The 11,469-nt window shown below is 64.3% G+C and carries 17 protein-coding genes; 1 reads left to right on the forward strand and 16 read right to left on the reverse strand.

What is annotated here, in order from left to right; genetic code table 11:
* Positions 1 to 11: 11 nt before the first annotated feature.
* The 7 genes from NZK81_RS12105 to NZK81_RS12135 form a co-directional block, all read right to left on the reverse strand.
* Positions 12 to 869: an electron transfer flavoprotein subunit beta/FixA family protein gene (locus NZK81_RS12105; RefSeq protein ID WP_260046343.1), complete on the reverse strand. Its 858-nt coding sequence runs from the start codon at positions 867 to 869 to the stop codon at positions 12 to 14.
* A gap of 2 nt (positions 870 to 871) precedes the next feature.
* The gene (nifW, locus tag NZK81_RS12110; RefSeq protein ID WP_260046344.1) at positions 872 to 1,213 is read right to left on the reverse strand and encodes a nitrogenase stabilizing/protective protein NifW; all 342 of its coding nucleotides are present in this window, start codon (positions 1,211 to 1,213) and stop codon (positions 872 to 874) included.
* Entirely contained in the window at positions 1,210 to 1,908 is a 699-nt protein-coding gene (gene cysE / locus NZK81_RS12115) for a serine O-acetyltransferase (protein ID WP_473087538.1), read from the reverse strand. Before cysE ends, nifW begins: the two co-directional genes overlap by 4 nt.
* A 68-nt stretch (positions 1,909 to 1,976) precedes the next feature.
* Entirely contained in the window at positions 1,977 to 3,119 is a 1,143-nt protein-coding gene (gene nifV, locus NZK81_RS12120; protein WP_260046345.1) for a homocitrate synthase, read from the reverse strand.
* A gap of 15 nt (positions 3,120 to 3,134) precedes the next feature.
* A complete protein-coding gene (gene nifS, locus NZK81_RS12125) occupies positions 3,135 to 4,355 on the reverse strand; it encodes a cysteine desulfurase NifS (protein ID WP_260046346.1) in 1,221 nt (406 codons plus the stop codon).
* Positions 4,356 to 4,393: 38 nt separating this feature from the next.
* Positions 4,394 to 5,311 carry a Fe-S cluster assembly protein NifU gene (nifU, locus tag NZK81_RS12130; RefSeq protein ID WP_260046347.1) on the reverse strand — a complete coding sequence of 306 codons (918 nt, stop codon included), beginning with the start codon at positions 5,309 to 5,311 and terminating at the stop codon, positions 4,394 to 4,396.
* Positions 5,312 to 5,324: 13 nt separating this feature from the next.
* Positions 5,325 to 5,645: a HesB/IscA family protein gene (locus tag NZK81_RS12135; protein WP_260046348.1), complete on the reverse strand. Its 321-nt coding sequence runs from the start codon at positions 5,643 to 5,645 to the stop codon at positions 5,325 to 5,327.
* A gap of 263 nt (positions 5,646 to 5,908) precedes the next feature.
* On the opposite strand from NZK81_RS12135, the gene NZK81_RS12140 reads away from it, so the two are divergent.
* Complete coding sequence (locus NZK81_RS12140) at positions 5,909 to 6,517, forward strand: hypothetical protein (RefSeq protein WP_260046350.1); 609 nt, start codon at positions 5,909 to 5,911, stop codon at positions 6,515 to 6,517.
* Between the two features lie 21 nt (positions 6,518 to 6,538).
* Here NZK81_RS12140 and NZK81_RS12145 read toward each other — a convergent pair whose 3' ends face one another.
* The 9 genes from NZK81_RS12145 to nifN form a co-directional block, all read right to left on the reverse strand.
* Positions 6,539 to 7,114 carry an NAD(P)H-dependent oxidoreductase gene (locus NZK81_RS12145; protein WP_260046351.1) on the reverse strand — a complete coding sequence of 192 codons (576 nt, stop codon included), beginning with the start codon at positions 7,112 to 7,114 and terminating at the stop codon, positions 6,539 to 6,541.
* A 67-nt stretch (positions 7,115 to 7,181) separates the two neighbouring features.
* Entirely contained in the window at positions 7,182 to 7,592 is a 411-nt protein-coding gene (locus NZK81_RS12150) for a Rieske (2Fe-2S) protein (protein ID WP_260046353.1), read from the reverse strand.
* Positions 7,589 to 8,011, reverse strand: a complete 423-nt coding sequence (locus NZK81_RS12155) for a group III truncated hemoglobin (protein WP_260046354.1) — start codon at positions 8,009 to 8,011, stop codon at positions 7,589 to 7,591. The genes NZK81_RS12150 and NZK81_RS12155 overlap by 4 nt, the downstream gene beginning before the upstream one ends.
* Positions 8,008 to 8,631: a nitrogen fixation protein NifQ gene (locus NZK81_RS12160; protein WP_260046355.1), complete on the reverse strand. Its 624-nt coding sequence runs from the start codon at positions 8,629 to 8,631 to the stop codon at positions 8,008 to 8,010. The genes NZK81_RS12155 and NZK81_RS12160 overlap by 4 nt, the downstream gene beginning before the upstream one ends.
* A 73-nt stretch (positions 8,632 to 8,704) precedes the next feature.
* Positions 8,705 to 9,007, reverse strand: coding sequence for a ferredoxin III, nif-specific (gene fdxB, locus NZK81_RS12165; RefSeq protein ID WP_260046356.1), 303 nt, complete (start codon positions 9,005 to 9,007; stop codon positions 8,705 to 8,707).
* Entirely contained in the window at positions 9,004 to 9,207 is a 204-nt protein-coding gene (locus NZK81_RS12170) for a CCE_0567 family metalloprotein (protein WP_260046357.1), read from the reverse strand. The genes fdxB and NZK81_RS12170 overlap by 4 nt, the downstream gene beginning before the upstream one ends.
* A 15-nt stretch (positions 9,208 to 9,222) precedes the next feature.
* Positions 9,223 to 9,681, reverse strand: a complete 459-nt coding sequence (locus NZK81_RS12175; RefSeq protein ID WP_260046358.1) for a NifX-associated nitrogen fixation protein — start codon at positions 9,679 to 9,681, stop codon at positions 9,223 to 9,225.
* Between the two features lies 1 nt (position 9,682).
* Positions 9,683 to 10,087: a nitrogen fixation protein NifX gene (gene nifX / locus NZK81_RS12180; protein WP_260046359.1), complete on the reverse strand. Its 405-nt coding sequence runs from the start codon at positions 10,085 to 10,087 to the stop codon at positions 9,683 to 9,685.
* Positions 10,084 to 11,469 carry a nitrogenase iron-molybdenum cofactor biosynthesis protein NifN gene (gene nifN / locus NZK81_RS12185; protein WP_260046360.1) on the reverse strand — a complete coding sequence of 462 codons (1,386 nt, stop codon included), beginning with the start codon at positions 11,467 to 11,469 and terminating at the stop codon, positions 10,084 to 10,086. The genes nifX and nifN overlap by 4 nt, the downstream gene beginning before the upstream one ends.

Raw genomic sequence — 11,469 nt, forward strand, 5'->3', positions numbered from 1 at the left:
AAACGCTCCTTTCAGACGTAGTGGTGCGCGGCCTGTTCGAGCAACTCGTGCTCGACAGACGGGGCTTTTGCGAAAATCGCCTCGACCAGTGCGGCGGCCCTGGCATCGGCCTTGCCGTCGACTTCGACGATCTCGGCCTTGTCAGTACGGGCCGTGGGCGCGAAGACCTTCTTCACGATCGTCGGCGAGCCGCGCAGGCCGCACTTGGTCAGGTCTTCGATGCCGACAGCGGCGGCATTCCAGGTGACGACCTCGGCGCGGGCGGCGATGAGCGCGTTCTCGATCGAGCCGCGCCGCATCTCGTTGCTCGCCTCAAGCATGGTGATGAGGACCGGCAGTTTGGATTCCAGCACCTGCAAGCCGCCCTCGGCGCGACGTTCCACCTTGATCGTGCCGGCCTGCAGGTCGGTCTCGACGATCCGGGCGATGTAGGTAAGCTGGTTGTAGTCCAGCCGCTTGGCGATACCGGGGCCGACCTGGGCGGTATCGCCATCAATGGTCTGCTTGCCGGTGAAGATGATCTCGGGCTTGCCGAATTCCTCGGCCACCTTCTTGAGCGCCATGGACAACGCGAAGCTGGTCGCAAGCGTATCCGATCCCGCGAAGTAGCGATCGGTCAGCAGGACCGCGCGATCGGCGCCGAAGGTCAGAGCCTTGCGCAGCGATTCCGCAGCGGTCGGCGGGCCCATGGTCAGCACGGTGACGGTGGCGCCGAACTTGTCCTTGAGCCGCAGCGCCTCTTCGAGCGCGAAGAGATCATAGGGGTTGATGATCGTCGGCACACCCTGGCGCATGATCGTGTTGGTCACGGGGTGGACCCTGATCTGCGCGCTGTCGGGAACCTGTTTGATGCAAACGACGACATGCATGGTCACTCTCCTGTCAGAGCGGTGAGAGGAACGAAGGGACGGTTGGGTTCAGGCTTCGGTTCGACCGCTTCCTTGTGAACCTTGAACACCCGCTCTTCGATCGGGCTGGACGCCACGAAATCGGCATAGGCCTGGGCCAGATGATCGCGGCACAGCGCGAAAAGCGCGGCATCGTCGGCCTGTTCGAGCACGCCTTCCACCTCGCTGCCGCGCAGGTACTGGCCCATGCGGCGCATGATATGCAGGCGGGCGACATGGACCACCTCGGGCTCGTATTCGACGCCGAGGAAGGCGAAGAATTCTTCCGCGCTCGAAAGGTCCTGCAGATCGTCAAGCAGGCTCATTGCAGCATCTCCTCTGCGGGGATTTCAGCGGCCCGGTTGCCGGTGGCTTGCGCGTCGCGCCGTTCCCGGTGGGCAAGGCGCGCCTCGAGAAAATCGATCCGGTCAAGCAATTCGGAAATCGCCTCTCCCACCGGGTCGGGCATCAGGTGATGATCGAGATCGATCCGCCCGGAAAGGCGGCGGCGATCCGCGAGGGGTCGGACGATACGACCGGGAATGCCGATCACAGTCATGCCCGGCGGCACCGGATCGACGACCACGCTGTTGGCCCCGATGCGCGCGCCCTTGCTCACAGTGATTGGACCCAGGATCTTGGCCCCGCAGCCGACGAGGACACCGTCTTCGAGCGTGGGATGGCGCTTGCCCGGCGACCAGCTCGTACCACCCAGCGTCACCCCGTGGTAGAGCGTGACATCGTCACCGATCTCTGCGGTCTCGCCGATCACCACACCCGCACCGTGATCGATGAAGAAGCGCCGGCCGATGGTCGCTGCCGGATGAATGTCGACATTGGTCAGCAGGCGCGCGAACCAGGACAGGAAGCGGGCCGGGAACCGCAGCCCCCGCCGCCACAGCCGGTTGGCGACGCGGTGCCAGACGATGGCGTGGACGCCAGGATAGGTCAGCACGATCTCGATCGTCCCGCTGGCCGCCGGATCGCGCGCTGCAACGCAGGCGATGTCGCCGCGGATCATCTCCAGCAGCGAAGGCCTGTGCACCGGTTTGGTCGGCTCGACCTGATCGAGAAGCGTCGAGAACGGCATCACGCGCTTCCTTCCATCACCGAGGCACTGTGGAGCAGGGCAAGTTCGCTCAGCTCCACCGGACGCTTGGTCAGGCTGGCGCGTGCGCGCACTTCGGCAAGCAGGCGCTCGATCCGCTCATGATCGCATTCGAGGCCGATGGAACGCAGCGTCGAGCGCAGCGCGGCGCGACCCGAGTGCTTGCCCAGCACGATCGTGCGCTCGCGCCCGAAGCGGGCCGGATCGAGCGCTTCATACGTCGCCGCATCGCGCAGCAGCCCGGAGACATGGATACCGGATTCGTGGCTGAACACCATCGAGCCGACAATCGGCTTGTTCTCGGGAATGGCGCGGCAGGATGCCTTGGCCACCAGAGCCGCCAGACCGGGAAGCCTGGCAAGATCGACCGCCGTGGCGCGGCCGAGCGTTTCGCCCAGTGCCGTCACGACCTCCTCAAGCGGCGCATTGCCCGCCCGCTCGCCGAGGCCCAGCACGCAAACGCTCACATGGGTGGCACCGCCGCGCACGGCGGCGAGCGTGTTGGCCGTGGCAAGGCCGAGGTCATCGTGGCCATGAAATTCGAGCTCGATGTCGGTCTGGCGCGCGAGTTCGCGGAACAGCTCGCAGGTCCCGAACGGATCGAGCACGCCCAGCGTATCGGCAAAGCGGAAGCGGTGACCGCCGGCTTCTTCAATGGCGACGACGACACGCTTGAGGAAATCGATGTCCGCGCGGCTGGCATCCTCGCCGCCGACCGAAACGCGAAGGCCCAGTTCGCGAGCATAACCCACCACGTCGGCAATCCGTTCCAGCACGTCCGCCCGGCCCGTGCCGAACTTGGCATGGATCTGGCGGTCCGAGACGGGCACCGAAAGGTGCACTCGCGATGCGCCGGTCAGTGCGGCGGCCTCCACGTCGGCGCGCGTCATCCGGCACCAGGGGATGATCTCGGCCTTGTTCGCCTGTGCGACCATGGCCGCGATCGCCTCGATTTCCTGTCCGCCCATCGCTGGCGTACCCGCCTCGATCTCGTCGATCCCCGCCGCTTCGAGCGCGGCGGCAATGGCGAGCTTTTCCTCCAGCGTGAAGGCCACGCCCGGCGACTGCTCGCCATCGCGCAGCGTGCTGTCGTTGATGAGGACGCGAGGCTGATAGGCGGGCATCGTGACGATCCTTTCCTAGGCGTACGTGGGCTTGAAACCGGCCTCGTCTCCGGCGGCGATCTTGTCGCGCTCGCGCCAGAACGGGCTCATCTCGCGCAGGCGGTCGATGATCTGCGGCATCACCTCCAGCACCCGGTCGACGTCGCTCTCGTCGTTCTCGCGGCTGAACGAGAAACGGATCGCGCCGTGCGCGGCGGTGTAGGGCACGTTCATCGCCCGCAGCACATGGCTGGGCTCCAGCGAGCCCGAAGTGCAGGCCGAACCCGAACTTGCGGCCACGCCCTCGCGGTTCATGAACAGCAGGATCGCCTCGCCCTCGATATATTCGAAAGCGACATTGGCGGTGTTGGGCAGGCGATTGTCCGGATCACCGGTCACGAAGCTGTTGCCGATGCGCTGGAGCAGGCCCTTTTCCAGCCGGTCGCGCAGCCCGGCAACGCGGGTCTGCTCGTCGGCCATGTGCTCCATCGCTAGCTCGGCAGCCTTACCGAGACCGATGATGGCCGGCGCATTCTCCGTGCCAGCACGGCGACCGCGTTCCTGATGGCCGCCGCGGATCAGCGGGCGCAGGCGCGTACCCTTGCGGGCATAGAGCGCGCCGATACCCTTGGGCCCGTGCAGCTTGTGACCCGAGAGCGAGAGCATGTCGATTTCGCTTGTCGCCATGTTGATCGGAATTTTGCCCACCGCCTGCACCGCATCGGTGTGGAACAGCGCGCCTGCCTGATGGGCAAGCTGGGCGAGTTGTTCGACCGGGAAGATCGTGCCGGTCTCATTGTTGGCCCACATGATCGAGACGATGGCCGTCTTGGGGCCCAGCGCCTTGCGGTAGGCCTCCATGTCGAGCCGGCCCTTGGCATCGACGCCGATGATGTGGACCTTGGCACGGCCGGTCTTTTCGAGATGGCCGACCAGGCTGAGCACGGCGGGATGTTCCACCGCCGAGGTGATGATCTCATCACGCCCGGTCTGGGTTTCGAGCGCGGACATGATCGCCATGTTGTCCGCCTCGGTCCCGCCCGAGGTATAGACGATCTCGTGATCGAATTCGGCCCCCAGCAGCGCCTGCAGCTGCTTGCGCGCCTTGGCCAGCGCGCCGCCCACCTCGGCACCGAAGGCATGCATCGAAGAGGCATTGCCGAACTGTTCCGAAAAATACGGGATCATCGCCTCCACGACTGCCGGATCGCAGCGGGTGGTGGCGTTGTTGTCGAGGTAGACGGGCGCATGTTCCATGGCGGGGGCCTTTCCTTGGAGCGATCAGTTTCCAGTCATCAGTGAACGGGCGCGGCGGGGACCACGATCAGCGGCACGCCGACCGCCTCGACGAGACGGGCCTGCACGCCTTCGATCGTGGCGCTCGACAAGTGGCAGCCGACACAGGCACCGGTGAGCTTCACGATCACCCGGTTGCCCTCGACGTCTACCAGTTCACAGTCGCCGCCGTCGCGCTGCAGCGAAGGACGGATTTCCTCTAGCGTCTGCTCGATCAGGCGGATCTTCTGCAGCGTGGTGAGCGGCTGCTTCTCGTCGCGCGTGGCCACGACCTTCTTCGGCTTGGCAAGGACCGGAACGGCGCCCGGCACGAAAGCCTCGGCAGCAGCGATCAGGCCGTCTTCCACCATCTCGGCATTGACGCGTTCGAGAACCGTTTCGATGCCCTCGGCGCAAGTCGCACAGCCGCCTCCGGCCTTGGTGAAGTTGGTGATGTCCTCGACCCGGGTCAGGGTGTTGGAGCGGATGGTGCGCTCGATCATGCCTTCGTCGATACCGAAGCACTTGCAGATCAGCGCGCCTTCCTCGTGATCGTCGACCCACTCCTCGCCGCGGTAGTTGGCAACGGCCGCCTGCAGCGCCTCGTAGCCCATGACCGAGCAGTGCATCTTCTCGGGTGGCAGGCCGCCGAGGAAATCGGCGATGTCCTGATTGGAGATCTTCATCGCTTCTTCGATGGTCTTGCCGATGATCAGCTCGGTCAGCGCCGAGGAGCTGGCGATGGCCGACCCGCAGCCGAACGTCTGGAAGCGGGCATCGGTGATGACCTGGGTTTCCGGGTCCACCTTGATCATCAGGCGCAGCGCGTCGCCGCAGCTGATCGCGCCGACGTCGCCGATGCCGTCGGCATCGTCCAGCACGCCGCTGTTCTTCGGATTGAAGAAGTAGTCTTTGACCTTCTCGCTATATTCCCACATGTGCCGGTCTCCGTCAGCCAAATGACTTGCCGCATGAGCAGCTGTTCGTTGCGTTGGGGTTGTCGAAAGTGAATCCCGAGCCTTCGAGCGCGACCACGAAGTCGATCGTGGTGCCCGCGATGAGCGGCTGGCTGGTCGGGTCCACGAAGACGCTGACACCGCCGCTCTGGATCACCGCGTCGTCCGCATCGGGGGAACCGACGAGGCCCATCATGTATTTGTAGCCGGCGCACCCGCCGGCCTCGACCTGGATGCGCAGGCCCGCCGGCTGGGCTTCAGCCTTCTCGATGGCACTGCGGACGGCCTGGACTGCACTGTCGGTGAGTTCGATCATGTTGAGCCACTCTCGCTAGGGGGTCTCGTGAGAGCAGTGCAGCAAACACCGTGCCAATTGCAGACACGCGCCGAAAACTGCGTTTCATAGGCGGGAATGCGACGCGCGCGTGTCAGCTTTGGCACAATCGCAACAGCGCAAATGTTGCGATGCACACAAAGCCGTCACGCTCACGCCCTGTCGGCCCCGGCAGGACAAAACGGCCCGGTTCTTGCGTGGAAGGCGCGCGCACGAACCCCGCGCAAGTCCAGCAGGAGACCACAATGACCACACTCGATACCGTGCGCCTTGAAGACACGGCCTTCGGCACGCTCGCCGCCCAGCACCGCCTGTTCAACGCAGTGCTCAAGGAACCGCTGCCCAAGGCCGGGACATTCGGCTTTCGCGGCGACATCGCGCTCGCCTTCCAGGACCAGGTCGCCGACGAAGCGCGCCCGCCGGCCTATTCGATCGAGCAGGTGCTGGCCGTGGCCGATACCGCAACCGGCAAGATCCCCGTCATGGCCGGCTACCTCCACAATTTCGCCTGGCTCAAGGAGGTCGGCGAAGTGCTGGGGGACATGCTGACGCCCGGGGGGACCTACGTCTTCTTCGTCAACAACATTGATTTCCTCAAGACCTACACGATCGCCCTGCCCGGCGGCGTGACCGCGAAGATCCTGCCTCTGGACGAATCCACGGTCTGGAAGGAAACGCTCGACCTCATCGGCCTCGACAAGAACGACGTGAAGAAGATGAACGGCGCGCAAAAGCTCGAATTCGTGCTCAATGCCATGACCGAAACGAAGATGCCCTTCCCCGAAATCACCTATGAGGAAGGCGTCGCGACCATGGAGCCGGTGCGCAACCGCAACGAGAACCGCCCGGTCTGACGCACAGCGCGGACGCGATGGTCAGCGGGTCTGCTCGCCCCAGCGACGAAGTCTGGCCAGCCATCGCGTCCGATGCCTTTCCGATCCCGAAACGGATCCGATGATCGCATAGCGCACGGGGTGGATTCCCACCAATTCCAGGATATTGCGCTTGAAGCTCTTCACGCTGTGGGCACGGTAGTAGAGCGAATAGACCGGCGCAGGCATGCCCATCGTCACGATCACCCGGGCCGATCGCCCTGCCAGCATTCCCTTCGGAAAACCGCGCTTGTTGGGCGCGAATGCGAAATCGGGGCGCGCCACCTGCTCTAGGAAGGCCTTGAAGAAGGCCGGGACCTCTCCCAGCCAGAGCGGATAGAGCAGCACGATATGCTCGGCCCACAAGAGCGCCTGCTGCGCCTCGGCTATGTCGTCGGGCAGGTCAGGCCCATAGTACTGCTGTTCCGAGCGGATCAGGGGAAAGTTCAACACGGCTACGTCGATACGCCGCACCTCGTGCCCGCCTGCCTTGGCGCCCGCGGCATAAGCATCCGCCGCCGCATGGATGAAATGCGGGCCGTTATCGGGGTGACCGTCGAGAATCAGAACGCGAGTCATCACGGCGATGCTACCGCGCGATGGGAACGATACGATGACAGGGATCAATCAGGCGGCGCCGGCACGCCTATTCCGCGCCCTGCCCGCTGTCGAAATCGTCTTCCTCGACCAGATTGAAGCCGGAAAGGCAGATGTCCCCTTCGGGATCTATGACGACATCGATCGCCGCGAGACGCTGTCCCACGCAAGGCCCCTCGACGCACTCGCCACTGCCCAGATCGAAAAGCGCACCGTGCTTGCCGCACTGGATGCGCGTGCCGTCGCCATCAAGGAACTCGCCCGGCTCCCAGTCGAGGTGTGTGTCCTGATGCGGACAGCGGTTCTCGAAAGCCCGCACATTGCGACCCCAGCGCAGAATGAAGATCGGCCAGGGCACGACATCGCCATTCTCGTTACGGCGCGCCAGCACGAGCGGCACCGCGCGGCGGTTGGGAATGTCCTCCAGCCCGCAGATGGCGAACAGTTCGCCCGCCATCATGCCGAAGCGCCTGTCGGGCGGGCCCTCGCCGCCGCATCGGGGGCTTTCAGCGGCAAGAGGCCCATCTTGAAGCTCTCGGTCATGTGCAGCGCACGTTGCATGGCGGGGCCGGCCAGTTCATCCGGCAATTCCTCGTCCACGGCCTGCGCGAAGGCGACCATCCAGCGGTCGAAATGCGCTTCCTCCACTTTCAGACCGGTGTGGTGGACATAGGGCGTGCCCCGCTTGTAGCGATCGGTACCGAGCAGTGCATGCGACCAGAAATCGGCGACGATGCCGTAGTGCTCGTCGAAATCGTCGATCTCGGCACGAAACATCGGCCCCAGCAGATCGTCATCGAGCGAGAGGGTATAGAAACGGCGTACCATCGCCATGATCGCCACTTCCGGGTCCTGGCCCAGGGCTCTTGCTCCGCTCACTGGTGCAGCTCCTGTCCGCCCGTCGTCTTACCATTGGCGATCCGAGCCAGCAGCGCCTCGCCGTCTTCCGCCCCGAAGCAGGCCTCGAAGTCATCGCACTCGGTGCAGACCGGCGCGGAACACAGACGGAAACCTTCCGAGGTGCACATCATACGGTAGAAGAACTTCTTCCACTTCATGTCGGCACTGTTCTTCATCGCAAGACGCGGGAAGTGCTGCTCCATGAGCATCGACAGCTCCGTACGATTGGCAAGACCCAGGTCCTGCCAGAGATGATTGGGCCGCAGGCTGCGCCGGGCGATGAGCCGGACCAGCAGCAATTCGAAGACCGAGGCTTCAGCGCAGTTCATCCAGAGGATGTCGCGCAGCGCCTGCTCCTCCTTGCCGACCTGCGGTTCCCCTGCCTCGGGCAGATCGGCGCGGGGGAAGACGATCCGGCACAGCTCGTTCAGTTCCTCGCCGTCGAGCCCGGTGGCATCGGCAAGGCTGGTGCCTTCGCACTCGGCTTCGAACATGGACAAGGCAAGGATGCAGGACGCGATATGAACGTCGAAAGCCGGCACGCGCGCGCTTCCGCCCTGCCAGAGAAGCTCCGCGTAGAAAGATTCGGCACGTCCCATCATCGTTCTCCTTGCCACGTCATCGCATATGAAGGCCCTCTCCCATCGGCTTTGCGCCGTTGTTTTCGTTATGTCAGGCGGCCAGCGCGTGCGTCTGGCAATTGGTCGGACAAACGCGCGCGCAGGCGCCGCAACCGATGCAGGCATCGGCATCGTTCATCGCCATCACGCGCTTTTCGATTTCATCGTCGTCATCATCGTCGAGTTCGACGATGTCGCCGTCCTCGTTGACGCCCTTGAGCGTCATGACGTCCCGCCCGCAGACCTTGAAGCAGCGGCCGCAACCGATACAGACCTCGGGATCGATGGAGACAAGATAGTCGGGCGTCCATTCGCGCCCGCCCCGGGTCAGGTGGGGGGTGAGAACCTCGGTCACGATGCCGCCTCCAGCGCCTTGAGCTCAGCCCGCTTGGCATTCAGCGCATCATAGGCGGAGCAGACGCGTTCTGCCGTCGCCATGACATTCTCGACGCCGACCGGCAGTTCCTCGGACAGGTCGTGCAGGTCCATCTTCGCCTGCATGGCCTTGGCCGAAAGCTTCTTTAGTTCGGCCTTCAGGGTTTCGACATCGGACATTTTCCGCGTTCTCCCTCAGTAATCGGCGACGGCCGGGAATTTCTCGATCATCTCGACGGCCTGACCGATCATCTTCTCGGCATCGGCATTGAGCTTTTCGAGGCTGTCGAAGCCGAAGCGGTGCACGTCACGAAGCTGCTTGTTGACGACGATCAGGCGCCCGGCGATCAGGACCATGCGGCCAAAGCCCTCGTGGCTCATCTTCATCATCGGCTGCACCATGCGCCTGGTGCGCCGCTCGATCTCCAGGCACATCGCACCGTAGAACAGTTCGAGACGCCAGAGCGTGTCGGGATCGGGATCGCCGATGATCGGGATCGCGCGCCGCTTGGCCTTGTCGACAATGTAGGGTTCGAGCAGGTCGAGATCGCTCTTGCGCTCCCAGTGGCCATGCGTGTCCTGCGCGCGGACCTGACGCACCAGCGCGGCGGCAAAGCCCTCGACCCTGGGTTCCTCAACGACGGCTTCAGTCATCTCACGCTTCCTCTTCTTCGAAATCGAATGTGCGCGCGCCGTCCTTGGCCAGAACCTTGCGCAGCCACGGCGGTGGCGTGCCGTTCAGCACCTCGCGCAGCTTTTCGAGCATGCCCTCGATCGGTTCCGGCTCGGGAACCTTCATCGGGTGGATGTTCTGCGCGACGACGCGCGCTGCCCCCGAACCGCCAATCGCGGCCACCACCAGAATGGCAACACCCTTCAACGCTTCGAGCTTGGGCGCGAGCTTGTCCTCGTCGCCGTCCTCCTGAAGGTCTCCGCTGAATTCCTCGACCCGGTCGAGCGACCAGCCTTCGGGGGTGAGATCGTAGATCGCGAGGTTTCTGGCCCAACCGAAGTGGGCGTCGATCCGTTCGAGATCCTGCGTGGCAAAGGCGACTTTCATGGGACAAGCTCCTTTTCGGGCTCGGGTGAAATCTGCGGCCCTTCGCTCGAGGGCCAGGCATTGCGCCAATCGTCGGGCGAAGGCTCGTGGTGGCGGTGCATCAGCATGTTACCGAGCGCGAAGATCAGATCGCGCGTGCCGCGGTATCCCACCGTCACGAGATGCGCGGCGCCCAGCGTGTCGAACATCGGGATGCCGATGCGGAAATGCGGCAGATGCAGCCGCTCGGCCGCTTGTCGGCCATGGCTGTGCGTCACCAGAATGTCTGCGTCGGCCGCGCCGTTCTCCAGATCCTCCAGATCGCCCAGCATCACGCTTTCGCAAGGCAGCTTTTCGAGGATCGGCGATGTCGTGGTGGTTACGGCCGAGGCAACGATCCCGCCGACTTCGGTAAGCGTCGAGACCAGCGCGAACAGCAGGTCCGGCTCGGCACCGATCGCGAAGCGGCGACCGCCGATGTGGAAGTGCCCGTCGAGCATGGCATCGACAAGCTGGCCGCGCTGGCGGCGATACTTGCGCGGCACCGGACGGCCCGAGATCTCGCTCAGGAACAGGATCAGCTCGTCGCAGGCGGCAAGCCCGGTGAGGCGCTCGAACAGGCGGTAGGGGACACCACTAAGCCGTTCGAGCGCCTCTGCTGGGGTTCGCATCTGCTCGCCCACGGCGATGGTCCATCCCGCATGGCCCATCGCCCGCGCTTCCTCGCAGCCGGTCCCGCCCAGCGTGGTCGGCGTGAAATCGTCGGGAATATGTCCGTCGAGCGAACCGGAAAGGTCGGGCAGGAAGGTCGGCTCCAGCCCGAACGCCTCGATCATGTCGCGCAGTTCGTCGATGTCGCCGGGCGTCAGGTGGCAGCCGGGCAGGACATTGACGCGCTTGGCATCGCGCTTGGCCACCGGCACATCGGGGACGAGTTCCTCGATCATGGCGGTGACCGCCTTCGACCAGCCATTCTCGAACGCACCGGAGAAATCGGGAGTGGAGCACTGCACGATTGCAACCCCGTCGAGTTCGGGATGGCGTTGCCGGATGCTCTTCACGAAGCCCTTGAGGTCATCGCCCTTCACTTCGGTCACGCCGGTGGAGCAGATGCCGATGATCTCGGGCTTGGTGCGCTTGACGATATTGAGCGCGGCCTGTTCCACGTTCTCGAACCCACCGAGCACGGTCGCGACTTCGGACATGGCCGTCGTCTGCAGCGGGATCGCCTCGCGGAAGTGGCGCACGAACAGGACGAGCCCAAAACTGGTGCACCCTTGCGAGCCGTGCAGCAGCGGCATTGCCCCGCGCATGCCCATGAAGGCAAGCGCGCCGCCGATCGGCTGGCTCATCTTGAGCGGATTGACCGTGCAGGCCTTCGAAGATTTTACGACCTGCGCCAT

The sequence above is a fragment of the Novosphingobium mangrovisedimenti genome (assembly GCF_025153475.1).
GTDB lineage: Bacteria > Pseudomonadota > Alphaproteobacteria > Sphingomonadales > Sphingomonadaceae > Novosphingobium > Novosphingobium mangrovi_A.

Excerpts from the sequence above, each read along its gene's own strand:
- NZK81_RS12105 (WP_260046343.1), bottom strand. The coding sequence starts at position 869 with ATGCATGTCGTCGTTTGCATCAAACAGGTTCCCGACAGCGCGCAGATC.
- nifW (WP_260046344.1), bottom strand. The coding sequence starts at position 1,213 with ATGAGCCTGCTTGACGATCTGCAGGACCTTTCGAGCGCGGAAGAATTC.
- cysE (WP_473087538.1), bottom strand. The coding sequence starts at position 1,908 with ATGATCCGCGGCGACATCGCCTGCGTTGCAGCGCGCGATCCGGCGGCC.
- nifV (WP_260046345.1), bottom strand. The coding sequence starts at position 3,119 with ATGCCCGCCTATCAGCCTCGCGTCCTCATCAACGACAGCACGCTGCGC.
- nifS (WP_260046346.1), bottom strand. The coding sequence starts at position 4,355 with ATGGAACATGCGCCCGTCTACCTCGACAACAACGCCACCACCCGCTGC.
- nifU (WP_260046347.1), bottom strand. The coding sequence starts at position 5,311 with ATGTGGGAATATAGCGAGAAGGTCAAAGACTACTTCTTCAATCCGAAG.
- NZK81_RS12135 (WP_260046348.1), bottom strand. The coding sequence starts at position 5,645 with ATGATCGAACTCACCGACAGTGCAGTCCAGGCCGTCCGCAGTGCCATC.
- NZK81_RS12140 (WP_260046350.1), top strand. The coding sequence starts at position 5,909 with ATGACCACACTCGATACCGTGCGCCTTGAAGACACGGCCTTCGGCACG.
- NZK81_RS12145 (WP_260046351.1), bottom strand. The coding sequence starts at position 7,114 with ATGACTCGCGTTCTGATTCTCGACGGTCACCCCGATAACGGCCCGCAT.
- NZK81_RS12150 (WP_260046353.1), bottom strand. The coding sequence starts at position 7,592 with ATGATGGCGGGCGAACTGTTCGCCATCTGCGGGCTGGAGGACATTCCC.
- NZK81_RS12160 (WP_260046355.1), bottom strand. The coding sequence starts at position 8,631 with ATGGGACGTGCCGAATCTTTCTACGCGGAGCTTCTCTGGCAGGGCGGA.
- NZK81_RS12170 (WP_260046357.1), bottom strand. The coding sequence starts at position 9,207 with ATGTCCGATGTCGAAACCCTGAAGGCCGAACTAAAGAAGCTTTCGGCC.
- NZK81_RS12175 (WP_260046358.1), bottom strand. The coding sequence starts at position 9,681 with ATGACTGAAGCCGTCGTTGAGGAACCCAGGGTCGAGGGCTTTGCCGCC.
- nifX (WP_260046359.1), bottom strand. The coding sequence starts at position 10,087 with ATGAAAGTCGCCTTTGCCACGCAGGATCTCGAACGGATCGACGCCCAC.
- nifN (WP_260046360.1), bottom strand. The coding sequence starts at position 11,469 with ATGGCGCAGGTCGTAAAATCTTCGAAGGCCTGCACGGTCAATCCGCTC.